This is a genomic window from Thermasporomyces composti (assembly GCF_003386795.1).
GTDB classification, from domain to species: Bacteria; Actinomycetota; Actinomycetes; order Propionibacteriales; family Actinopolymorphaceae; genus Thermasporomyces; species Thermasporomyces composti.
Map to the genome: position 1 here is coordinate 366,557 of NZ_QTUC01000001.1, position 22,151 is coordinate 388,707.

Below are 22,151 nucleotides of genomic sequence, written 5' to 3' on the forward strand. Positions count from 1 at the left end.
CGCTCGGATCATCCGGGCTCGACCAACTCGTCCCGGCCGCCTGTCGAGCACGTTACCGCGCGTTGGTTTGAACGGCTGGAACGGCCCGGTTACGAGGACGAACACGCGACCCGACGACAGCGCCCGACGACCCGGGCAGCCACTGAGCCGTCGGGTGCGGGCGGGCCATCGGAAGCGACTAATCTCGTGGCGTGGCTCAGATCCGCCTCGCCCTCGCACAGCTCAACGTCACCGTCGGCGACATCGCGGGCAACGCCGACGCGATCCTGAGGTGGGCGCAGCACGCCGCCGACCGTGGTGCCCACGTCGTCGCTTTCCCGGAGATGGCCCTCACCGGCTACCCCGTCGAGGACCTCGCCCTCCGGACATCGTTCGTCGACGCGTCACGGGCAGCGATGGACGACCTCGCCGCCAAGCTCGCCGCCGCCGGGCTCGGCAATCTAACCGTGATCTGTGGCTACCTCGACCGGGACCCCGAGGGGTACGACCGACTGGGTCGGCCGAAGGGCTCCCCTCAGAACGCGGCGGCCATCGTGCACGGCGGTCGGGTGGTCGCCCGCGCGGTGAAGCACCACCTGCCCAACTACGGCGTCTTCGACGAGTACCGCTACTTCGTGCCGGGCGACACCCTCCAGGTCGTCACCGTCCACGGCATTGACATCGCGGTGGTCATCTGCGAGGACCTGTGGCAGGAGGGCGGTCCGGTCCGAGCGACCCGGGCCGCGGGGGCCGGCCTGCTGCTCGCGATCAACGCCTCGCCGTACGAGCGGACCAAGGACGACGAGCGGCTCAAGCTGGTCACTCGGCGCGCGCGGGAGGCGATGTGCCCGCTCGCCTACGTCAACATGGTGGGCGGCCAGGACGAGCTCGTGTTCGACGGTGACTCGATCGTGGTCGACGAGTCCGGCACCGTCGTGACCCGCGCGCCGCAGTTCAGCGAAGGCCTGCTCACCGTCGACCTCGACCTCGCCGGCACAACCCGAGGCGCCGACGAGTACGCCGGCATCCGGATCGAGCGGACGGTGATCTCCGACCGCCCGTTGCCCCCGTACCAGCCGGCCCGCTCGGGCATCGCCCCGCGGCTGGATGAGGAGGCGGAGATCTACACCGCCATCGTCACCGGGCTGCGCGACTACGTGGAGAAGAACGGCCACCGCAGCGTCGTCGTGGGGCTGTCGGGCGGGATCGACTCGGCACTGACCGCCACCATCGCCTGCGATGCCCTGGGCCCGGAGAACGTCTACGGCGTCTCCAACCCGAGCAAGTACTCCTCCGAGCACTCCAAGGTCGACGCCGCCGAGCTGGCCGAGCGCACGGGTCTGAACTTCCGGGTGATCCCGATCGAGGACATCAAGGAGGCGTTTCTCCGGCAGCTGCCGCTCACCGGTGTCGCGGACGAGAACCTCCAGGCCCGCATTCGCGGCATGATCTGGATGAGCATCGCCAACCAGGAGGGGCACCTCGTCCTCGCCTCCGGCAACAAGAGCGAGCTGGCCGTCGGCTACTCCACGATCTACGGCGACGCGGTCGGCGCCTACGCGCCGCTCAAGGACGTGCCGAAGACCTGGGTGTGGCGGCTGGCGCGCTGGCGCAACCAGCGAGCTCGGGAGCTGGGCGAGACGCCGCCGATTCCGGAGAGGTCCATCACCAAGGAGCCGTCGGCGGAGCTGCGGCCCGGCCAGCGCGACACCGACTCCCTTCCGCCCTACGAGGTCCTCGACGACGTTCTCGACGACTACGTCGAGCAGGACGCGAGCGCGGCGGACCTGGTGGCCGCCGGCTTCGACCCGGACCTCGTCGAGCGGGTGATCCGGATGGTCGACGCCGCGGAGTTCAAGCGTCGCCAGTACCCGCCAGGCCCCAAGATCACGTTCAAGGCCTTCGGCCGCGACCGCAGGCTGCCATTGACGAACCGCTGGCGGGAGAGCGTCACGGATCACCAGCCCTCGCCGGCACCCGCCCGAGCGGCCTCTCCGGGCGAGGGACCACGGGGATAGGCGCCCACGACGACCTGTCGATCACCCCGAGCCGTGGCGCCCCAGGTCCCGGAGCTACGGTCGAGCGGTGAGCCAGCTGGTCGGGCATTCCCGCGCGCACGCGGTGGGCATGGTCCTGCTCTCCGCGCTGTCCTTGCAGTTCGGCGCGGCCGTCGCCGTCATCCTCCTCGGACGCGTGGGCCCGCTCGGTGCCGTCGCGCTCCGGCTGTCGATCGCCGCCGTCCTCCTCGTGGGCGTCGTGCGACCGCGCGTGACCCATCGAGACCGGGCTGACTGGGCCGTCGGAGTGGCGTTCGGTCTCACCCTGGGGCTGATGAACCTCTGCTTCTACGAGGCCGCCGCGCGGCTCCCGCTGGGAGCGGCGGTCACCCTCGAGTTCCTCGGCCCGCTCGGGCTCGCTGTCGTCACGTCCCGACGCGCTCGCGACCTGGCCTGGGTCGCGCTCGCCGGACTCGGCGTGATCCTGTTGAGCGAGGGCGGCTTCGAGCGGCTCGACGCGGTCGGCGTGGCGTTCGCGTTGGGGGCCGGAGGGTGCTGGGCCGGCTACATCCTGCTGGGCTCGCGGGCGAGCCGTCGCTTCCCCGGCGCCGAGGGCCTCGCCGTCGCGCTCGTCGTCGCCACGGTGGCGATCGCCCCACCGGCTGCGCTCGTCGCCGGACCGGCGCTCGTCGAACCGGGCATTCTCTTGCTCGGGGTGGGCGTCGCCTTGCTCTCCTCCGCGATCCCCTACACCCTGGAGCTCGCCGCGCTGCGCCGCGTCTCACCCGGGACGTTCGGGGTACTCATGAGCTTGGAGCCCGCCGTCGCTGCGCTCGCGGGCTTCCTCGTGCTGGGCCAACGGCTCACGCCGTGGCAGCTTCTCGCCGTCGGTCTGGTCGTGGTGGCGTCGGCCGGAGCGACCTGGGGCGGTCCGTCAGGGGCCCCGCGCGAGGTTGTCGAGCCGACGACCTCGGCGACGCCGACCAGCGTGGCGGTGGGCGGGCCGACCGACCAACGGGACAGCGCGGGCGACCGCGACAGGGCGGAGGGAGCGTGAACGCCCTACGGATCATGTGCCCCACCTGTGGGGGTGCGGGACAGGTGGCCGTCGACCGGTTCGCGATCGAGCTGGGCAATCCCCGGACCGGCACGGGACTGGTTCGTCAGGTCTGCCCGACCTGTGACGACGAAGGCTGGCTCGACACGCGGTGAGGCAGCCCGGCCGAGGCGGCCACCGACGCGCGACCTGATGGCGCACGGACGGGGTCAGGGGCCCCGCCCTGCGACGAGGCCCCCGACGTTCGCGCTCTCGGCCGGCCGCGATCAGGCCATGCCGACACCCGCGGCGATCTTGTCGCCCACCTCCTGGTCGATCTTGCGCCAGTAGTCCACCGCGCGGGCGAGGACTTCCTTGGACACGCCCTTCTTGAGGTGTCCGACGACGTTGGAGACCAGACGCTCCCGGGCGGCCTCGTCCATCACCTTCCGGACGAGCGTGCCGGCCTGGCCGAAGTCGTCGTCCTCCGGGTGCAGCGTGTACGCCGCGCGCACCATGTCGCCGTCGGTCTCCCACACGTGGTCGGCGTACGGGTCGTCGGTGGCGACCGGGCCGCCGTAGGAGTTCGGGTAGTAGACCGGACGGCTGCCGCTGTGGTGGTAGGTCATCGGCCCGTCGAAGACGTAGCTGTTGACCGGCACCTTGGGCTGGTTCACCGGCAGCTGCGCGTAGTTGGGGCCGATGCGGTACCGGTGGGTGTCGGCGTAGGCGAAGATCCGCCCGAGCAGCATCTTGTCCGGCGAGACGCCGATGCCCGGCACGAGGTTGCTCGGCTCGAACGCGGCCTGCTCGATCTGGGCGAAGTAGTTCTCGGGGTTGCGGTTGAGCGTCAGCCGCCCGACCTTGATGAGCGGGTAGTCGCCGTGCGGCCAGACCTTGGTCAGGTCGAACGGGTTGAACCGGTAGTCCTTCGCGTCCTCGTACGGCATCACCTGCACGTAGAGCGTCCAGCTCGGGTGGTCGCCGCGCTCGATCGCCTCCCACAGGTCCCGCAGGTGGTAGTCCGGGTCCTCACCGCGGATGGCCTGCGCCTCGGACTCGGTGAGGAACTCGATGCCCTGGTCGGTCTTGAAGTGGTACTTGATCCAGAACCGCTCACCGCCGGCGTTCACCCACATGTACGTGTGGGAGCCGTAGCCGTTCATGTGCCGCCACGTCTTGGGCAGGCCACGGTCGCCCATGAGCCAGGCCACCTGGTGGGCCGACTCGGGATTGGCGGTCCAGAAGTCCCACTGCATGTCGTGGTCCCGGACGTGCTTGTGGGGCAGTCGCTTCTGGGACCGGATGAAGTGGGGGAACTTCATCGGGTCACGGATGAAGAAGATCGGCGTGTTGTTGCCGACCAGGTCGTAGTTGCCCTCGGAGGTGTAGAACTTCAGCGCGAACCCCCGCGGGTCGCGCTGGGTGTCCGCGGATCCCAGCTCGCCAGCGACGGTGGAGAAGCGGGCGAGCACCTCGGTGGTCGTGCCCGGCTGGAAGACCGCCGCCCTGGTGAACTGGCTGACGTCTTCGGTGACCTCGAAGATGCCGAAGGCGCCTCCACCCTTGGCGTGCACGTTGCGCTCGGGCACGCGCTCGCGGTTGAAGTGCGCCATCTGCTGGATGAAGTGGTGGTCGTGGAGCAGGATCGGGCCGTTGGGGCCCAGCGTCAGCGTGTGCTGGTCGCTGGGGGCCGGCGCGCCCGACTCGGTGGTGGACCGGATGGGCTCTCCGGAGGACTGGAGGGTGGTCACAGCTCAGGACTCCTTCGTCGAAGAACGGTGCTGACAGTCCGGGCAGATACCCCAGAACGTGACCTCGGCCTCGTCGACACGGAATCCGGCGGTCTCCGAGGGCTCGAGGCAGGGTGCGGCGCCGGTCACGCACGGGACGTCGCAGACCCTCCCGCACTGCCGGCAGACGAGGTGGTGGTGGTTGTCGCCGACCCGGCGTTCGTAGCGGGTGGCGCTTCCGGCCGGCTCGATGGCACGGAGCAGGCCGACCGAGCTGAGGGTGTGGAGGACGTCGTACACCGCCTGGGTCGAGACCGAGCCGTGGCGGGCACGGACCTCGGCCGCGACTTCCTCAGCGGACAGGTGCGAGCGCTTCTCGAGGACGTCGAGAACCGCGAGGCGTGGGCCGGTCACCCGCAGCCCGTGGCTGCGCAGCAGCTCGGTCCACCGGGCACGCGCGGCCTCAGCGTCCTGGGTAGCGCCGCGCTGCGAGCTCATACCCTCATCCAAACCGATTTTCTTGAACTATTCAAGATTAGTCCGACAGCGGCTGCACCGTGCTCCCTGCTCGTTTCGCTCCGTCACGCGACCAGGCGCACCGCACTCCGCCGACCCCGGCACTGGGCTCGCGGGACGCGCGGCACGGCGTCACACAGCCTCGCTGGGCGCCTGGTCCGGCCTCGCTCGCGACGTAGACGACTCGCGACGCAGACCACTCACGACGCAGACACTCACTACGCGGACCAATGGAGGAACGCGTCGCCGATCTGGACGACGACGAACCACACCACCAGACCGACGACGGGCAGCAGAGGAACGAGCGACGGCCGCCGACGGAGAGACACCACGGCAGTGACGAGGAGGCCGCACCAGAGGACGAGGAAACCCACCACGGCCCACCGTGGTGCGACCAGGCCAGTGGCGAGATAGAGCCCCAAGAGCGGCACGAGAGCCGCGAGACCTACCCACCTCGCCGCCCGCGCAGCCGCACTCACACAGCCACCGTGGCGTGGTCGGGCGCGACGCGCCAGGACGGGTACGTCACCTCAGGCACCGGTCACGCGCTCGGCCAGCGCTCTCGCAGCTTCGGGAGGACGTCCCGAGCGAACAGCTCCAAGAACCTGGCCTGGTCGTCACCCGGACCGTGGAAGACCAGCTCGGTGAAGCCCAGCTCCACGTAGGGCGCGACCTTCTCCACGACCTCGTCGGGGTCGTTGGTGACGATGAACCGCTTGGTCCCGGCCAGCGGGTCGGCGTCGGCGAGACGTTCCAGCTCGAGCGGATCGTGGGTGCCCTGCTTCTGCTCCGCCGACAGACCGAGCGCAGCCCACCACCGACACGCCTCCCGAGCCGCGTCGAGGTCGGTGTCGTAGGAGACCTTGATCTCGATCTGCAGAGGGAAGCCGCTCTCGGCGCGACCAGCGGCGCGGGCGCCCTCGCGCATGGCGGCGAGCACCGCCTCGTACAACTCCGGATCCTTGCCGCTGGTGGCGATGAGGCCGTCCCCGATCCGGCCGGCGAGCTTGCCGGCGAGTGGACCGCCCGCGGCGACGTAGATGGGTGGCGGTGTCTCCGGGCGCTCGTAGATGGTGGCCTGGCGGGTCTTGTAGTACTCGCCGTCGTAGTCGACCCGTTCCTGCGACCACAACGTGCGAATGAGGTCCACCGCCTCACGCAGCCGGGCCCGGCGCTCCTTGCCACTCGGCCACTCGGCACCCGTGGCCGGCACCTCGTTCATCGCCTCCCCCGTTCCGACGCCGAGGTAGACGCGACCTGGCGCGAGCCGTTCGAGAGTGCCGAAGCCCTGCGCCACGATCGAGGGGTGGTAGCGCAGCATCGGCGTCAACACGCTCGTGCCCATGGTGATGCGCGTCGACGTCGCGGCGAGTGCGCCGAGCCAGGTGAAGACCAGCGGCGCGTGGCCCGACGTGTGTCGCCACGGCTGGAAGTGGTCGGAGACCGCGACGAGATCGAAGCCGAGCCGCTCGGCGAGCAAGGCGTAGTCGAGCAACTCCCGCGGCCCGAACTGCTCCGCCGACGCCTTGTAGCCGTACTTCATGAGGACGCCCCTCCCTCGCCACCGCGCGTTCCTACCCTCACCGAGCCCAGTGTGGCACGGTAGAGCCAATGGATCTCCACGAGGCACGGATGCTCCAGGATGTGCTCGACGGCACACCCTGGCTCGAACGTGCGCGCGAGTTCGGCCGGGCGCTGCGGCGGTCGACCCGAAGCGGGCTGCTCCTCTTCGGTCCTCGCGACGACGAGCCGTGGCACTTGACCGCCCACCTGGAAGACGAAGCCCGCTTCGCCGGGGTCCCCGAGCTCGCTCCCACGCTGGTGCGGTGGAGTCCTCCCTCGGACGCCCCGGCGCATCTGTCCGTCGGTCTCGACCGCCTCGCCGCCGCCCGACGGGGCGAGTCCGTGCTCGTCGTCGCCGCCGCCACACCCCCGGCCCTGTTGGAGCGGGTGGAGGACGTTCGCCGCCGTGGCGCGAACGTCTTCGCGCTCGGCACGGGGGACACCGAGCTCTCGACCCTCGCACACGAGACGTTGAGCCTCGAGGCGAGCGTCGCGCCCGTCGTGTCCTTCGAGGGCGCCCAGCACCTGGTAAGCCTCACCACGACGCACGCAGCGATCGAACGTCGAAGCGTGCGTGCCCGGTTGCGCCGTCTCCTGGACACGATCGCCGGCCCGGACCGGTGAGCACACACGGTCCACGCCTCGAGCCCGACGCATTCCCTCGCCCCGAAGGCGACCCCACATTGCTGGCGAGGCAAGAGCGGTACGACACGCGGTGCCGGTGAGACAAAGTGGCCCGTGAGACAAACGACCCGTGAGACAAAGGGACCGGTAAGACGAGCGGTCGGTAAGACAAAGAGGTGACTAACGCACCACGGCATGGCCCTTGTTTGGGATGAATTCCCGGACCACTTCGGACGTTTCCCGCACGGACGAAAAGATTCCTTGACACTCATGGTTTACAAGTGCCCCTCATGCGCAAGACCCACTGAGACGGCGGAGTGACGCCTTGCCATGGCAGCAACGACCTCCTACAAGGTCGGAGCCCTGCGAGGGAGGCAGTGCGGTGCCCACACGAATGACAGCGGCGACGAGAGCCGCGAGGACGACAACGGCCACGACAGGGAGACGGAAGAGCTCCTCCGGCACGGCGGCCATCGCGAGGTCCGTCGCGAGGCCGGCGGCGACCGCCCGAAAGGTCGCCCGGGGAGTCGTCCAGGCCGCGGAGAAGGTCACCGGGACCCGACGGACGGCGACGAAGCGATCGGCGACCAAGCGCGCCGCCACCAAGCGAGCGGCGACAAAGCGCACGACGACCGCGAAAAAAGCCGCCAAGAAGGTGACGCGCAAAGCGACCGCGCGCAAGACAACGGCCAGGAAGACCGCGGCGCGGAAGACGGCGGCGAGAAAGACCGTGGCGAAGAAGGCCACCGCGCGGAAGACAGCGGCGAAGAAGACCGTGAAGAAGGCCGCCGCGAAGCGAGTAGCCGCCAAGAAGGCGGCCGCCAAGCGTACCGCCAAGAAGACGACGGCGAAGCGCACGGCGAAGAAGGCGGCGGCGAAGCGCACGACCGCGCGGAAGACCGCGAAGCGGACGACGGCGAAGAAGACCACCCGAAGCCGAACCACGAGGGCGAGGGCGACGAGAACGCTCTGATCGGTCGTCGCCCTCCGCGGCGAGCCGTCAGCTCCTCGGCGGTGCCCGAAGCCCCGTCACCGTGCCGAGGAGCAGATCCCACGCGAGAGACCCATGCCGGCCGCCGGCACCGCCCGACGGCCGACTCAGCGGTCGTCCTCGTCGAGGTCGTCGTTCCAGAGCGGGTCGTTGTCCCACGCCTCGTTGCGTTCGGCGACCTTCGCCAGGGCGTTCTCGGCGTCCTCGCGACTGGGATAGGGACCGAGCCGGTCGGCGTTCTTGCAGCCCTCTCGCGGCTCGACGCGGTGATGCCGCAGGCAGTACCACCACTCCGGGCGCTCCACGCTCATGGAGCTAGCCTTCCCCACGGTGCCGACTCGAGCAACCCAGAGGGCCATGAACCGGGGGCCGGAGCCGTAGACTCCAGGAGTCATGAGTCCCCTCGCACCCGCCACGATCTCGCCGCGTCGGCCAGTCCCCCGCGGCATCGCCAGGCCTGAGTACGTCGACAAGCCCGCGCCGGCGCGGTTCCGCGGCTCCGAGGTCAAGGACGAGGAGACGATCGAGCGGATGCGGATCGCGTGCCGCATCGCCGCCCAGGCCCTGCAGGAGGTCGGCCGCCACGTCGCCCCGGGCGTCACCACGGACGAGCTCGACGCGATCGGCCATGAGTTCTTGTGTGACGCGGGAGCGTACCCGTCGACTCTCGGCTACCGCGGTTTCCCGAAATCGCTGTGCACCTCCGTCAACGAGGTGATCTGCCACGGGATCCCCGACTCACGGCCGCTCGAGGACGGCGACATCGTCAACATCGACATCACCGCCTACATCGGCGGCGTCCACGGCGACACCAACGCGACCTTCCTCGTGGGGGACGTCGACGAGGAGAGCCGCCTCCTCGTCGAGCGAACCCACGAGGCGATGATGCGGGGAATCCGCGCGGTCGCACCAGGTCGCAAGGTGAACGTCATCGGCCGAGTGATCGAGTCCTACGCCAAGCGGTTCGGTTACGGCGTCGTCCGAGAGTTCACCGGCCACGGCATCGGCACGGCGTTCCACTCGGGCCTCATCATCCCCCACTACGACGAGCCTCGGTTCGACACCGTGATCGAGACCGGGATGACGTTTACCATCGAGCCGATGCTCACCCTCGGCACCCATGAGTGGGAGATGTGGGACGACGGGTGGACCGTCGTGACGAAGGACCGTAAGCGCTCGGCGCAGTTCGAGCACACCATTCTGGTGACCGCCACGGGCGCGGAGATTCTCACGCTGCCGGACGCTCCCACGAGCTGAATCGGGCGTGGTGGGTGTCAGGCCCGGGCGTTGAGCTCCTCCACGATGAGCTCGGCGTCGCGGCGGGTCATGTCCAACCGTGGAATCCACCAGTCGTTGGCATGCAGGTCCCAGATGCCGTAGCCGAACCTGGTCTCTCGTACGACGTATCGCTCACCCACCGGTTCGCCTCCCCATTGTCGTACGGGGACCAAGCTATCGAACACACGTTCGAAATGGAAGTCCTGGGTGTGACCGAAGGACCGGTCGGACAGCGCCGTCCGACCGGGTCAACGCACTACGTGTTCCGCTGGGTACGTGTCCGCGCGGCGACCAATGCGGCCAGGTCCTGGGCGGCTCTGCGGGCGCGAGCGCCGTCCGCGCTCTGGATCGCCATCACCGGCATCGTCGTGCCGTCGTCCAGGTCCAGCTGAACCCACGGGTCCCCTGGGCGCAGGCTCACGTTCAGGACCTGCGCCCACTCCAGGCGACGACTGCGCACCAGGTTGACGATGGTGAGCCCGTGCTCGTCGGCCTCCAGCCGGATCCGCCCCAGTCGGTAGAGGCCGTACAGCAGGGCGACGAGCAGAAGCGCGAGCGTCACGACCTGGGCCGGACTGAAGTCGGCCCGGGCGGCCGGCGGCAGAGCCACCCAGAGACCCACACCCGTGATGACGAGCACGACCGCCATCACGACGGCCACCACGAGGCCCAGCCGGGCACGCCAGGTATGGGGAAGCGCGGGCAGATCGACCGAGGGCTCGGACGTCATCGAGGACCGACTCTCACCTTCGCCGACCGCCGACTCGTGGTCCTCACAGCCGGCACGCGTGGATGTTCGTCACCAGAATGGCACGCGCGCCGATACCCCACAGCTCATCCATCAAGCGTTGCGCGTCCGAACGGGGCACCATCACGCGCACAGCCACCCAGCCCTCGCGGTGCAGCGGCGAGACGGTCGGCCCCTCGAGTCCCGGGGTGATCTGGCACGCCTCGTCGATCCGGTCGGCCCTGATGTCGTAGTCCATGAGGACGTAGTCGCGAGCGACGAGGACGCCCTGCAGCCGACGAACGAGGAGATCCAGCCCGTCAGGGTCGGCGACGCCGTTCCTCTTGATGAGCACCGCCTCGGACTCCAGCAGTGCTTCGCCGAACAGCTCCAGTCCCGCCTGGCGGAGGGTGGCACCGGTCTGCACGACGTCAGCGATGACGTCGGCGACGCCGAGCTTGATGGCCGTCTCCACAGCGCCGTCGAGCCGCGTCACCTGAGCGCTCACGCCTCTGTCCGCGAGGTACTTGTGCACCAGTCCCGGGTACGACGTCGCGATCCGAAGTCCCTCCAGGTCCTCCACCGAGGTCGCGGTGCCGGGCTGGGCGGCGAACCGGAACGTCGATCGTGCGAAGCCCAACGGCAGGATCTCCTTCGCCGGCGCCCCGGAGTCCAGCAGCAGGTCACGTCCGGTGATGCCGACGTCGAGAGTGCCCTCCCCCACGTAGACGGCGATGTCACGGGGGCGCAGGTAGTAGAACTCGATGTTGTTCTCCGGATCGGCGAGCACCAGCTCACGGGAGTCGAGACGCTGGCGGTAACCGGCCTCCCGCAGCATGTCGACGGCGGGGCCGGCGAGGGTTCCCTTGTTCGGGACGGCGACACGCAGCATGGTCTAGCTCACTTTCTCAGCCTGTGACGAACTCGATCGACTGGGCGCGTCGGCAGGCCGACACGCCCTACAGATGGGCGTAGACGTCATCGAGATCGAGGCCGCAGGCGAGCATGAGCACCTGGGCGTGGTAGAGCAGCTGGGAGATCTCCTCGGCGGCCCGTTCCCGCGACTCGTACTCCGCCGCCATCCAGGCCTCCGCGGCTTCCTCCACGAGCTTCTTGCCGATGGCATGGACGCCCGCGTCCAGAGCGGCGACGGTGCCGGAGCCCGGCGCACGCGTGGCCGCCTTGGCGGACAGCTCGGCGAACAGCTCGTCGAAGGTCTTCATGGTGATCCTGAGTCGGTGTGGCGGGCAGGGTCCGTGTGACGCGGACACAAGCCTAGAAGCGGGGCCCGCCCGACCTGGTCGTGGGTGCCGCGACGACCCACGCGAGCGCCGACTTCGTCCGTCGTGGAGGCGTTTCTCCCGGATGTCAGACGAGTCCCGAGCGCACGGCATAGAGCGCTGCCTGCGTGCGGTCCGACAGGCCCAGCTTGGCGAGGATGGAGGACACGTGCGCTTTGACCGTCTTCTCGGACACCACGAGGGCTCGCGCAATCTCCCGGTTGGAGCGGCCCCGGGCCAGCTCCACCAGCACCTCCTTCTCGCGCTCCGTCAACGCCTCCACACCGCTCGGCTCGGATTCGCTCCGCAGGACGGCGGTCGCCACTTCCGGCTCGAGGAGGACCTGCCCGGCGTGGACGGCGCGGATTGCTTGCGCGAGCGCGTCCGGGTCGACGTCCTTGAAGAGGTAGCCTGACGCGCCGGCCCGCAGCGCGGCCACCACCCGGGCCGGCTCGGTGAACGAGGTGAGGACCAGCACCCGCGTCTGGTCACCCTCGGCTCGCAGCATTCGCAGCGCCTCGACCCCGTCGACCGACGGCAGCAGCAAGTCGAGGAGCATGACGTCCGGGCGCAGCTGGCGAACCCGCTCGACCGCCTCGGCACCGTCGGCGGCCTCACCCACCACCTCGATGTCGTCTTGAACGTCAAGGAAGCTTCGCAGCCCGTGCCGGACGACCTGGTGGTCGTCCACGACCAAGACGCGAATCCGGCCACGGGTCGGACCGGCCCCCGTCACCGTCGACGCGGCCTGTTTGGTCACCTCGGTCGCGGTCGTCGCCTCGGTCGACATCGTGCGCGCCGGGACAGCGTCGGCCTCACTCACGGGCGCCTCCGGACTCACGGGCGCCTCCGGACTCACGGGCGCCTCCGGACTCACGGGGCACCTCCAGCCGCACGGTCGTCCCCACTCCTGGCGCAGAGTCGATGCGCAGCCGTCCGCCCGCTCTCCTCGCCCGGCTGCGCATGGACGCCAGTCCCAGGTGCTGACCGCTCATCGCCGACGGGTCCTGGGTGAAGCCGGCGCCGTCGTCGGTGACGGCGAGCACAACCCGGTCGTCGTCGACCCGGAGGTCGAGGGTCACCACGCTGGGCATGGCGTGACGGACCGCGTTGTGCAGCGCTTCCTGCGCGACCCGGAACACGGCGTCTTCGATGTCCTCGGGCAGCGCGCACCTGCCGTCGCAGTTGGAGGTGAAGCGAATGTCGACAGGGTGCAGGCGACTCACCACCGCGACGTGCTTGCGCAGCGCGGGAACCAGCCCGTCCTCACGCAGCGCCGGCGGGCGAAGCTCGGTGATGACCGCCCTCAGCTCCTCCAGCGCGCCTCCCGCCAGCTCCTTCATCCGGGCGAACTCCACCCGGGCCCGCTCGTGGTCACCCTTGGCCACCAACGCCTCCACGGCCGGGATGGTGAGCCGCAAGCTGAACAACTTCTGGGCGACGGCGTCGTGGAGGTCCTGGGCGATCCGCGACCGTTCCTCCAGCAGGGTGAGCTCCCGGTCACGCTCGAACATCCGTGCCCGGGTGAGGGCGATCGCCGCGTGCGCCGCGAGGATCCCCAAGAGTCGCTCGTCCTCAGCGGTGAATTCCGCGCCGTCGGGACCGTTCGCGACGTAGATGGCGCCGAGGGTCGTCCCACAGTCGATGATCGGCACGCCAAGGAAGGACCGGATCACCGGGTGGGCGGCCGGCCAGCCCTTGAAGTGCGGCTCGGTCCGCACGTCGGCGCACCGGTAGACCCGCGAGTCCCGCATCATCACGCCGAGCAAGCCGTGCCCACGTGGCGTCGGGCCGATCGCACGCCATTGGTCGGCGCTCACGCCCGCCGCGTGGAACTCCGCGAACGTGCCGTACTCGTCCGGCACACCGAGGCCGGCGTAGTCCGCCTGGACGAGCGTGCGCGCCGACTCGACGATCATCTGCAGGACCTCGCGGGTCGAGGTGCGCTCGGTGACCGCGAGGAGAGCACGTGACAGCGCGTCGAGCGTCTGGTCACACGACGGAGTCGCGCTGCACCCTGAGTCGTCGCGCCGTTCCGAGCGGCTCGGTGAGATGGTCGTCACATCGCCACGGTACCGGCCTGCCCGCCCGTCGTCCTCGGCCGAGCGTCGTAGGTCCAGGGTCCAGGAGAGGTCTCGTCCGCTGACTGATGGCCGAACCTCCTCGCCTTCCTAGGGTCGAAGCCGGTGAGGAGGGATACGGTTCATGACGAACGACCTGATGATGAGCGAGCTCGCCCGCGCCCGCATCGCGGACCTGTACCGAGAGGCGGAGGTCCGACGCCTATCCCGGGCGGCGCGTCACGCTGCCCCGGGCCGGACGCTCACCCAGCGATTCCTCGCCCGCCTCACCGCTCGCCACGCTCGGCAGGACGCCCGGGTCGAGCAGCCTCCCGTGGCACTGCCACGGCAGCGCACCACCTCGGAGTCCGCCACCGTCAGCGGTGCAGCTGACCCTGGTGAGCGTCGCCTCACGCCGCACACGGGAGTGGTGGCGATCACGCGCCCATCGCGTGGTACCCGCCGTCGACGTGGATGATCTCGCCGGTCGTCTTGGGGAAGAAGTCCGACAGCAGGGCGACGCACGCCCGACCCGTCGCCTCCCGGTCGTCGGCGTCCCACCCCAGGGGAGCGCGCGGCGCCCAGATGCTCTCGACCTGCTCGAAACCGGGGATCCCCTTCGCCGCGATGGTCTTGGTCGGGCCGGCGGAGACGAGGTTCACCCGGATGCCCTTGGGCCCGAGGTCGCGGGCGAGGTAGCGAGCGCAGGACTCCAGGCCGGCCTTGGCGACACCCATCCAGTCGTACGCCGGCCACGCCACCGAGGCGTCGAACGTCAAGCCCACGATCGAGCCGCCGTGCTGCATGAGTGGCAGCGCCGCCATGGCCAGAGCCTTGAACGAGTAGGTCGAGACGTGGAGCGCGGTGGCGACGTCGGGCCAGCTTGTCTGGAGGAAGTTGCCGCCCAGCGCCTCCTGCGGCGCGAAGGCGATCGAGTGCACCACGCCGTCGAGCCGGTCGACGTGGGCGCGCAGCGAGTCCGCGAGCCCGGCCAGGTGCTCCTCGTTGGTGACGTCGAGCTCCAGGACGGCCGGCTCGACCGGAAGTCGCTTGGCGATGCGCCGCGTGATCGACAGGGCTCGACCGAAGTTGGTGATGACGACCTGGGCGCCCTGCTCCTGCGCCACCTTCGCGACCGCGAAGCCGAGCGAGGTGTCCATGGTCACGCCCGCGACCAGGATGCGCTTGCCCTCGAGGATTCCACCCATGTCAGTGCCCCATTCCGAGTCCGCCGTCGACCGGGATGACCGCGCCGGTGATGTACGCCGCCTCGTCGCTCGCCACCCACCGGATCACCCGGGCGACCTCCTCCGGCGTGGTGTACCGGCCGAGTGGGATCTGGGCGAGGTACTGCTTTTGTAGCTCCTCGGACAGCTGCGCGGTCAGGGCGGTTTCGACAAAACCAGGCGCCACGACGTTGGCGGTGATGCCTCTCGACCCGAGCTCGCGGGCGATGGAGCGCGCCATGCCGACCATGCCGGCCTTGCTCGCCGCGTAGTTGACCTGGCCGGCGCTCCCGAGGAGGCCGACGACGGAGGAGACGAAGATGATCCGACCGCGACGCAGCCGCAGCATGCCCTTGGCGGCACGCTTGGCCACCCGGTAGGCGCCGGTGAGGTTGGTCTCGATGACCTGGGACCAGTCCTCCTCGCTCATCCGGAGCAGCAGGGTGTCACGGGTGATACCGGCGTTCGCGACGAGAACCTCGACCGGTCCCTGCTTCTCCTCAACCTCCGCGAACGCCGCCTCGACGGTCTCCGGTTCGGTGACGTCGCACTTGACCGCGAGGAAACCGGCCGGCGGCTCGCCTCCGCGGTAGGTGATGGCGACGTTGTCGCCCACCTCGGCGAACGCCTGAGCCACGGCGAGTCCGATACCCCGGTTGCCGCCGGTCACGAGCACCGATCGAGCCACGAACGCCTCCTGTAGTCACGCTGTCACAGTCGGGCAAGACGCACCCGTTCCGGGACGCTAGCAGCCTCGAGCCCGAGACCTTCGTCTGAGGCTTTCACACCCGCGCGCGTGTCGTAACCCCGACCGAGGCGCCGGCTGGCCGAGGCCGGACGAGCGCGCGAGACGGCTCCATGTCGGGACGGCCGTCTCGAGCCACGCCCGCGTAGGCTTCGGCCCGTGGCTCGTTCACCGCGCATCGTCTGCCTCGACACCACCGTCGTCACCCCCGACGGCGTCCCGTTGGCCACCGACGTCACCGTCGCCGACGACGGCGAGCGCCATCCCGTCCTGTTGTTCCGCACGCCGTACGGCCGCGCCTCGGTGCGCGGCGCTCACGACGCCATCGGCTTGGCGAGGCTGGGGTGGGCCGTCGTCACCCAGGACGTGCGCGGCCGATGGGACTCCGGCGGAGCGTTCCTGCCGTTCCGGTCCGAACGAGCCGACGGCGCGCACACCATCGCGTGGTGCGCGTCGCAGCCGTGGTCCAACGGCGCGGTCGTCATGGCGGGCGCCTCCTACAACGGCTTCACCCAGTGGCTCGCCCTGGCCGACCGGCCGACCCCACTGCGCGCCATCGCACCGGCCGTCTCGGGCCCGAGCGTCCGCGACGCGGTCTACGAGGGTGGGGCGTTGCAGTACGGCGTCTTCACCGCGTGGACGCTCGGCATCGGCGCGTTGGGGAGCGCCAGCCTCGACCGCGCGGTGGTCGCCGCCGCCCTCGCCGAGCTCGACGGGTGGCCACGCTCCCTCAGTGAGGGGATCGAGAAGAGCACACTGCCGCAGATCAGTCCCGACTGGACACGCTGGCTCGACCCCGAGGACGAAGCGCTGTGGTCGTCCCTCGACGCCACCCCTGCCGTGTCGGGGCTCGACATCGCCGGCTACCACCTCGCCGGTTGGCACGACCTGTTCTGTGAGAGCACGCTGCGCGGGTACCAGCTCCTCACCGGCGAGAGCGCCGACGAGCGGACGAGGCGTCGGCAGCGGCTGGTGGTCGGCCCCTGGTCGCACGCGAGCATGCTGCGTCGGTCGACCGGCGACCTGGACTTCGGCGTGGCGGCGCAGGGCGAGTTCAACGGACTCCTCGAGGAGCAGGTGGCGTTCCTGACCGGAGCCGTCGCCGGGCATGACGTGCCGTCCGGCGTGCGTGTCTTCGTCATGGGGACGAACCGCTGGCTGGACCTTGCCGCCTGGCCTCCGCCGAGCGACCCGACACCGCTCTTCCTCACCCACGAGGACGGGCAGCGCCGCCTGCGCTGGTCGCCGGCACAGACCGAGGGAACCGACCGTTACCGGCACGACCCCACCAACCCCGTGCCGACGATTGGCGGCCGCACCCTGCACCCCACCCCGCCGCAGGCCGGTCCGCTCGACCAGCGTGTCCTCGACAGCCGTCCGGACGTCGTCATCTACACGAGCGACCCACTCGAACGGGATCTCACCATCATCGGAACGGTCGAGGCACACGTCGTCCTCTCGTCCACGGCCGAGGAGACGGACGTCACCGTGAAGCTCGTCGACGTGCACCCCGACGGCGCGGCGATGCTCGTCGTCGACTCGATCCGACGCGTCCAGACGACGCCGGGACGTCCGCAGCAGGTGGATCTCACGGTGGGGTCCACCGCCCTGACCTTCCGCGCCGGCCACCGGATTCGGGTGGAGATCGCCTCGTCGAACTACCCGCGGTTCGACACGTGTGAGGCGGCCGAGCAGACCATTCACCACGGTGGACGCGCCGCATCCCGGATCGTCCTGCCGGTGGTGGGCGCGACGGTCATGGCGTCCTGAGACTCCGCGACCCGAGGCCGCTCCCGCCCGTGAGCCCCTCTCGAGGGGCCCACCTGACGGCCCCACCCGAGAGCCACGGCCGTACGGCCCGCGCGACACTGCCACGCGGGTGGATCAGTTGGCGACGCTCTCGTGGATGAGCGCGAAGAAGACGTCCCCGCGGACGAGTTCGAACCGGTCGTCGAGCCGCTCGGCGAGCTGGACGATCTGGGTCGGCGTCCACTGCCAGGCCTGGATGGCACACGCCACGAACCTCGGCGCGCTGCCGTCCCAGTCCGCCACGTGCGCGAGCAGATTCTCGTAGTAGTCGTCGACACCCGCGAACCGCGCGAAGTCTCCGACCACCGGCAAGCCACCGGGCATGGAGAACTGGTTGCCGCGCTCCCAGCCGAGCGTCATCCCGAGCGCCGGCGTGTTCTTCTTGTACGACGCCCCGACCCGCTCGCTCACCGGCGCCGGCCCGCTGCCGACGATGTTGAAGCAGGAGATGACGTTGATCCCGGTGGACCGCATGTAGCGGCCGGTCATCCGGGTGTAGAGGTCGAACTCGTCCGCCGGCCACAGTCCCGGGTAGGTGTAGCCGGCGCCGGACGGACCGGCGATGAGCAGGTCGTTCTCGGTGGCCGTGCGCTGGTAGTAGCTGTAGATCGCCGGACCGATGTCCCGGAGCAGCGGGTTGATCGTCCAGTTCGTCGGGACGGTGCCGCGGTCGTCGTTGTCCCACAGCTCGCGCATGCGGTGTTGACAGTACTGGATGTTGTCACCCTCGCCGACGGTGAACGTCACGTACACCTTGGCGCGTAGCGGCGGCACCGTTCGCCGTGGCGGCGCCGAACGGATCGGCGCGGCGACACCGGAGTGAACGGTGCCGTTGTTGTAGAAGTCGGCAGCCAGGACCTCCAGCCCTTGCGCCGATGCCAGCCCGACACCGCTGTGCTCGCCCGCGACGGCACCGCTGAACCAGCCGAGATACGGCGTGGTCGGCTCGACTGTGCCGAAGATCTCCGTCATGAGCTCACCACCCGGTCCGTTGGGCGGGAGCCAGAACACCATGGCCCTCGTCGCCACGATGTAGTCGCGGAAGTGCGGGAACGGTTCCACCCGAGTCGGCGCCGTGGTGGTCGCGGTGACGAGGAACTGGTTCCACATCTCCACCCGGGCGGTGAGCGTGGTCGTCCCGGCGGGAGGGGTGAACCGGTAGATGAAGTAGGCACCGCCGTCGCAGAACCGGTGTCCTTCCGGCGCGATCGCCGACCCGTCCGCGTCGAACAGGAACGGCTCTTCCTCCGGGCTGTTCGTGGCGAAGTCGGCGATCGGTGTGCCGTCCGCCAAGACCGTCATCCGGGCGACTGACGGACCCCAGCCGTCGTTGGTGAACGCGTCGTGGAAGCGGACGTAGACGGCCTCGCCACCGAGCTCTGGTGACAGGTCCAGCTCGTAGACGTCGCGGTTGGAGCTGTCGCGAATCTCCCTGGTCTCGCGGGCGACTTCGCGCCACTCGACACCGGGCACGCCGACCGTTCGGGTCGGTGGGACGCCGGTGAGCAGCCGGTGCGTACAGCGCGGATACAGGTGCTCGAGCTGCCACCGGTAGATCGCGATCGGGTCGTCGTCGAAACGCCCGCGCAGGTCCTCGACGACGGTGAGCCCGTACGTCTCCACCTGGTCCGGGCTCGCGATGACCGCGCCCTTGAGCCCCGCCAGCGTGGTCGCGACGTTGATGGTGTCGGGGACGTCAGGGTCGTACACGACCGCCCCGCTGATCTCGCCGCGGTACCGCTCGAGGAGGCTCATCGCGTCCTCGTGCCGCGTCGTCGGGACGCCGAGCGTCGTCAGCCAGGCGGCGTCGCTCCACCCGTCGAAGGTGAAGTACAGACGAGGCTGCGTGCGGTTGACGACGCCCTGCAAGGTGGCGAGCAGCGCCTGGTCCGCGCCGTGGAGTGGACGGATGTCGGCGACATCCAGTCGCTTCGGCCGCCGGAAGGTGGGCAGCACCTGCCGGGCAGGCCAGGTGAGCCGTGGCGGTCGCGGACCGGAGACTGGAACACCGGTCGACGTGGAACCCGCGGCCATGGCGTGGGTATGGGTGGTCGATGCGGCGGCCTGCGTGCCGCCGAGGAGGCTGGCACCGAACAGCCCACTGGGAATCGTGAGGAAGGTGCGACGAGTGACCATGGCAGCGGTTCCCTCCCATCGCCGAGCACGCCAGGTGGGACGGTAGGGGCCTCGCCTCGACGTTGTCGATCATGTTGACCAGAGTCGGCAAGCGACCACTCGCCAGGGCGCCGTGCTCCTCGCGTGCCCGCACAACGCCGGCATGCCGACCGCGTCGTCGCGGTCTCCGTAGGCGCACCCGTCCGCGGGTGGGACCGCCGCCGAGGTGGTGGCCCACCGCAGATCGGGCATTCCGGTCGTCATCGTCTGCCGGACGCCGTTCACCCGCACGTGCCGGAGTGACCGAAACCGGCACCTCCACGTCCGCGATCGAGCCGCAGGCGACTCGCACCCACTCTCCTCGTCTCCTCGCCGACGCCGGGCGTACCGTGGCAGGAGGAGTCGAGGAGGCCCGATGCGTCAGAAGGTCCGCACACCCGTCTTTCGGATCAGCGCGGCACCACGCAGCCTGAAGGAGGACGTCCGATCCCGCGAGGTTCGCTATCTCGTGTCGATGGGTGTACGGACTGTGTGCTTCCTGGGGGCCTTCCTCACCCACGGTGTGGTCAGGTGGCTACTTGTCGTAGCAGCCTTCATCCTGCCCTACATCGCTGTGGTCATCGCCAATGCGGGCCGCGAACGCCGCTCTGAGCCGGTGCCGGCCTTCGTTCCCACCCCGAAGCGGACCTTGGCGGAGGGCTCAAGCTCCACTGCACCACAAAAAGCTCGGGGGGACGTCTAGACCTCGCGAGGCGTTCGTGCCAAACTCGGTCGTGCGCGCTCCGCTTCCCCCGTCGGAGTGCGACGTGATGCGGTGCCGGGCGGCTTCCCCCGTGGCTGCCCGGCATCGCTTCTGTGCTCTTCCCCTCCGGTACACCCGCGATGGGCGGCGAGGTGGCGTCGCTCACCAGTGCAACGCGCACGGAGCGCTGCTGGTTGCCCGGTCGCGCGGATGCCCTGTCTTCTCGGCGTGTGCTTCTCGTCTCAGCGTCTGTCTCTCGTCGCCTCGGCTCTCCAGCTCTGACGTCCCAGAGCGACACGATGTCCGTGGTGTGCGGTGCCACGATGTCCTCAAAGACACGAGGCCCCCGAAGAACAGAACGACACGAGACCGGCGAGGTAACGCAGATGACCGACGCCCCGGGAGACGGCCTCATCTGCTCGGCGAAGGGCTGCTCGGAGCCGGCGACCTGGGCACTGAGGTGGAACAACCCGCGAATCCACACCCCGGACAGACGCAAGACCTGGCTCGCCTGTGACCGTCATCGGGCGCATCTCAGCGACTTTCTCCGGGTCCGCGGGTTCCTCCGCGAGGTCGAGCCGATGGCGAGCGACGACCAGTCGGCTCCGTGACCTTGACACATCCTGGGTGGACGCGAGCGACGTGCTGCTGTGTGACGTCAGACATGCCTGCTCGCGGCGACCCGCTCAACCGCCGATCGCCGACATCGGCCGTGACGGCTGGAGGAACGTCGGGTCGTCGATGCCGTGACCGGCCTGCTTGGTCGCGACCGCTCGACGCCACAGCGCCGCAAGCTGCTCGTCCGAAGCCCCCGCGCGAAGAGGCGTTCGCAGATCGGATTCCTCGCGCGCGAACAGGCAGTTGCGCACCTGACCGTCGGCGGTGAGCCGGACCCGGTCGCAATCGCCGCAGAACGGCCGCGTCACCGACGCGATGATGCCCACCGTGGCGGGACCACCGTTGACCACGAACTGCTCCGCGGGCGCGCTGCCGCGCACGTAACGGTCGTCGGGGCGCAGGTCGAAGCGCTCGCTGAGACGAGCCAGGATCTCGTCGGCGGTCACCATCGTCGCGCGATCCCAACGGTGCTGGGCGTCGAGCGGCATCTGCTCGATGAACCGCAACACGTAGCCACGCTCCAGGCACCACGCGAGCAAGTCCGGCGCCTCCGCGTCGTTGACGCCGCGCACGAGCACGGCGTTGACCTTGATCGGCGCGAGTCCGACCCGCTCGGCCGCGGCCAGCCCGTCGATGACGTCGCGGAGCCGGTCGCGACGGGTCAGCTGATGGAAGACCTCCGGCCGCAGGGTGTCGAGGGAGACGTTGACGCGATCCAAGCCGGCGTCCCGCAGTGGCTCCGCGAGCCGACTCAGGCCGATTCCGTTGGTCGTGAGCGAGATCTCCGGACGGGGCCGGAGCTGGCTGGTGCGGCGGACGATGTCGACCAACCCACGGCGGAGCAACGGCTCGCCTCCGGTGAACCGCACCTCGCGGACGCCGAGGAGCCGGACGGCCACTCCGATGAGTCGGACGACCTCGTCGTCGGTCAAGATTTCCGGCGACGGCAGCCAGGGCAGACCTTCGGCCGGCATGCAGTAGCTGCACCGCAAGTTGCACCGGTCCGTCAGCGACACCCGCAGGTCGGTGGCGACCCGGCCATAGCGGTCAGCGAGCACCATCACTCCACCCTATGCAGCCCCCTCCGACAGTCGGTACGCCCAGGATGTCCA

Annotated in this window: 25 protein-coding genes; 9 read left to right on the forward strand and 16 right to left on the reverse strand. The window is 69.7% G+C overall.

Features of this window, described 5'->3' with window-relative positions; translation table 11 throughout:
- Nucleotides 1-191 precede the first annotated feature (191 nt).
- The 3 genes from DFJ64_RS01590 to DFJ64_RS19320 all read left to right on the forward strand — a co-directional run bounded on the left by DFJ64_RS01590 (nucleotide 192) and on the right by DFJ64_RS19320 (nucleotide 3,188).
- The gene (locus DFJ64_RS01590) at nucleotides 192-1,997 is read left to right on the forward strand and encodes an NAD+ synthase (protein ID WP_115848826.1); all 1,806 of its coding nucleotides are present in this window, start codon (nucleotides 192-194) and stop codon (nucleotides 1,995-1,997) included.
- A 67-nt stretch (nucleotides 1,998-2,064) separates the two neighbouring features.
- On the forward strand, nucleotides 2,065-3,033 hold the full coding sequence (locus tag DFJ64_RS01595) for an EamA family transporter (RefSeq protein ID WP_245940895.1): 969 nt from the start codon (nucleotides 2,065-2,067) through the stop codon (nucleotides 3,031-3,033).
- Entirely contained in the window at nucleotides 3,030-3,188 is a 159-nt protein-coding gene (locus DFJ64_RS19320; protein WP_170152463.1) for a hypothetical protein, read from the forward strand. The genes DFJ64_RS01595 and DFJ64_RS19320 overlap by 4 nt, the downstream gene beginning before the upstream one ends.
- A gap of 111 nt (nucleotides 3,189-3,299) precedes the next feature.
- Here the strand turns inward: DFJ64_RS19320 and DFJ64_RS01600 are convergent, their stop codons facing one another.
- From DFJ64_RS01600 to DFJ64_RS01615, 4 genes are all read right to left on the reverse strand, one after another.
- The gene (locus tag DFJ64_RS01600; RefSeq protein WP_115848827.1) at nucleotides 3,300-4,766 is read right to left on the reverse strand and encodes a catalase; all 1,467 of its coding nucleotides are present in this window, start codon (nucleotides 4,764-4,766) and stop codon (nucleotides 3,300-3,302) included.
- A 3-nt stretch (nucleotides 4,767-4,769) separates the two neighbouring features.
- Nucleotides 4,770-5,243, reverse strand: a complete 474-nt coding sequence (locus DFJ64_RS01605) for a Fur family transcriptional regulator (protein WP_115848828.1) — start codon at nucleotides 5,241-5,243, stop codon at nucleotides 4,770-4,772.
- 236 nt (nucleotides 5,244-5,479) lie between these two features.
- Entirely contained in the window at nucleotides 5,480-5,740 is a 261-nt protein-coding gene (locus DFJ64_RS01610) for a hypothetical protein (RefSeq protein WP_115848829.1), read from the reverse strand.
- A 62-nt stretch (nucleotides 5,741-5,802) separates the two neighbouring features.
- Nucleotides 5,803-6,804, reverse strand: coding sequence for a TIGR03557 family F420-dependent LLM class oxidoreductase (locus DFJ64_RS01615; RefSeq protein ID WP_115848830.1), 1,002 nt, complete (start codon nucleotides 6,802-6,804; stop codon nucleotides 5,803-5,805).
- A gap of 68 nt (nucleotides 6,805-6,872) precedes the next feature.
- Between DFJ64_RS01615 and DFJ64_RS01620 the strand changes: the two genes are divergently transcribed.
- Nucleotides 6,873-7,448: a hypothetical protein gene (locus DFJ64_RS01620; RefSeq protein WP_115848831.1), complete on the forward strand. Its 576-nt coding sequence runs from the start codon at nucleotides 6,873-6,875 to the stop codon at nucleotides 7,446-7,448.
- 288 nt (nucleotides 7,449-7,736) lie between these two features.
- On the opposite strand, the gene DFJ64_RS19595 is transcribed toward DFJ64_RS01620, so the two are convergent.
- Both DFJ64_RS19595 and DFJ64_RS01630 read right to left on the reverse strand, forming a co-directional pair.
- Nucleotides 7,737-8,393, reverse strand: a complete 657-nt coding sequence (locus DFJ64_RS19595; RefSeq protein ID WP_211310457.1) for a hypothetical protein — start codon at nucleotides 8,391-8,393, stop codon at nucleotides 7,737-7,739.
- A 153-nt stretch (nucleotides 8,394-8,546) separates the two neighbouring features.
- The gene (locus DFJ64_RS01630; RefSeq protein ID WP_115848832.1) at nucleotides 8,547-8,750 is read right to left on the reverse strand and encodes an SPOR domain-containing protein; all 204 of its coding nucleotides are present in this window, start codon (nucleotides 8,748-8,750) and stop codon (nucleotides 8,547-8,549) included.
- Between the two features lie 82 nt (nucleotides 8,751-8,832).
- Here DFJ64_RS01630 and map point away from each other — a divergent pair, with 82 nt between their 5' ends.
- Complete coding sequence (gene map / locus DFJ64_RS01635) at nucleotides 8,833-9,696, forward strand: type I methionyl aminopeptidase (RefSeq protein WP_115848833.1); 864 nt, start codon at nucleotides 8,833-8,835, stop codon at nucleotides 9,694-9,696.
- Nucleotides 9,697-9,713: 17 nt separating this feature from the next.
- Here map and DFJ64_RS19325 read toward each other — a convergent pair whose 3' ends face one another.
- The 6 genes from DFJ64_RS19325 to DFJ64_RS01660 form a co-directional block, all read right to left on the reverse strand.
- Nucleotides 9,714-9,857 (reverse strand): hypothetical protein, encoded by a 144-nt coding sequence (locus DFJ64_RS19325; RefSeq protein WP_170152464.1) that lies wholly within the window; start codon nucleotides 9,855-9,857, stop codon nucleotides 9,714-9,716.
- Nucleotides 9,858-9,973: 116 nt separating this feature from the next.
- Entirely contained in the window at nucleotides 9,974-10,447 is a 474-nt protein-coding gene (locus DFJ64_RS01640) for a PH domain-containing protein (RefSeq protein ID WP_115848834.1), read from the reverse strand.
- Nucleotides 10,448-10,490: 43 nt separating this feature from the next.
- Complete coding sequence (gene hisG, locus DFJ64_RS01645; RefSeq protein ID WP_115848835.1) at nucleotides 10,491-11,336, reverse strand: ATP phosphoribosyltransferase; 846 nt, start codon at nucleotides 11,334-11,336, stop codon at nucleotides 10,491-10,493.
- A 67-nt stretch (nucleotides 11,337-11,403) separates the two neighbouring features.
- Entirely contained in the window at nucleotides 11,404-11,667 is a 264-nt protein-coding gene (locus DFJ64_RS01650; RefSeq protein ID WP_115848836.1) for a phosphoribosyl-ATP diphosphatase, read from the reverse strand.
- A gap of 145 nt (nucleotides 11,668-11,812) precedes the next feature.
- A complete protein-coding gene (locus tag DFJ64_RS01655; RefSeq protein WP_245940896.1) occupies nucleotides 11,813-12,547 on the reverse strand; it encodes a response regulator in 735 nt (244 codons plus the stop codon).
- Complete coding sequence (locus tag DFJ64_RS01660; RefSeq protein ID WP_245940897.1) at nucleotides 12,540-13,787, reverse strand: GAF domain-containing sensor histidine kinase; 1,248 nt, start codon at nucleotides 13,785-13,787, stop codon at nucleotides 12,540-12,542. Before DFJ64_RS01660 ends, DFJ64_RS01655 begins: the two co-directional genes overlap by 8 nt.
- 142 nt (nucleotides 13,788-13,929) lie before the next feature.
- On the opposite strand from DFJ64_RS01660, the gene DFJ64_RS01665 reads away from it, so the two are divergent.
- Complete coding sequence (locus DFJ64_RS01665) at nucleotides 13,930-14,262, forward strand: hypothetical protein (RefSeq protein ID WP_115848837.1); 333 nt, start codon at nucleotides 13,930-13,932, stop codon at nucleotides 14,260-14,262.
- Here DFJ64_RS01665 and fabI read toward each other — a convergent pair.
- The gene (fabI, locus tag DFJ64_RS01670; RefSeq protein ID WP_115848838.1) at nucleotides 14,222-14,992 is read right to left on the reverse strand and encodes an enoyl-ACP reductase FabI; all 771 of its coding nucleotides are present in this window, start codon (nucleotides 14,990-14,992) and stop codon (nucleotides 14,222-14,224) included. The genes DFJ64_RS01665 and fabI overlap by 41 nt on opposite strands.
- 1 nt (nucleotide 14,993) lies before the next feature.
- The gene (gene fabG / locus DFJ64_RS01675; RefSeq protein WP_115848839.1) at nucleotides 14,994-15,698 is read right to left on the reverse strand and encodes a 3-oxoacyl-[acyl-carrier-protein] reductase; all 705 of its coding nucleotides are present in this window, start codon (nucleotides 15,696-15,698) and stop codon (nucleotides 14,994-14,996) included.
- Nucleotides 15,699-15,914: 216 nt separating this feature from the next.
- On the opposite strand from fabG, the gene DFJ64_RS01680 reads away from it, so the two are divergent.
- Complete coding sequence (locus DFJ64_RS01680) at nucleotides 15,915-17,525, forward strand: CocE/NonD family hydrolase (protein WP_170152465.1); 1,611 nt, start codon at nucleotides 15,915-15,917, stop codon at nucleotides 17,523-17,525.
- A 114-nt stretch (nucleotides 17,526-17,639) separates the two neighbouring features.
- On the opposite strand, the gene DFJ64_RS01685 is transcribed toward DFJ64_RS01680, so the two are convergent.
- Entirely contained in the window at nucleotides 17,640-19,700 is a 2,061-nt protein-coding gene (locus tag DFJ64_RS01685) for a GxGYxYP domain-containing protein (protein ID WP_115848841.1), read from the reverse strand.
- Nucleotides 19,701-20,094: 394 nt separating this feature from the next.
- Between DFJ64_RS01685 and DFJ64_RS01690 the strand changes: the two genes are divergently transcribed.
- Together DFJ64_RS01690 and DFJ64_RS01695 are read left to right on the forward strand one after the other, a co-directional pair.
- Nucleotides 20,095-20,421 carry a DUF3099 domain-containing protein gene (locus tag DFJ64_RS01690; protein ID WP_115848842.1) on the forward strand — a complete coding sequence of 109 codons (327 nt, stop codon included), beginning with the start codon at nucleotides 20,095-20,097 and terminating at the stop codon, nucleotides 20,419-20,421.
- A gap of 386 nt (nucleotides 20,422-20,807) precedes the next feature.
- A complete protein-coding gene (locus tag DFJ64_RS01695) occupies nucleotides 20,808-21,032 on the forward strand; it encodes a hypothetical protein (RefSeq protein WP_115848843.1) in 225 nt (74 codons plus the stop codon).
- A 75-nt stretch (nucleotides 21,033-21,107) separates the two neighbouring features.
- Here DFJ64_RS01695 and moaA read toward each other — a convergent pair whose 3' ends face one another.
- The gene (gene moaA / locus DFJ64_RS01700) at nucleotides 21,108-22,100 is read right to left on the reverse strand and encodes a GTP 3',8-cyclase MoaA (protein WP_211310458.1); all 993 of its coding nucleotides are present in this window, start codon (nucleotides 22,098-22,100) and stop codon (nucleotides 21,108-21,110) included.
- Nucleotides 22,101-22,151 lie beyond the last annotated feature (51 nt).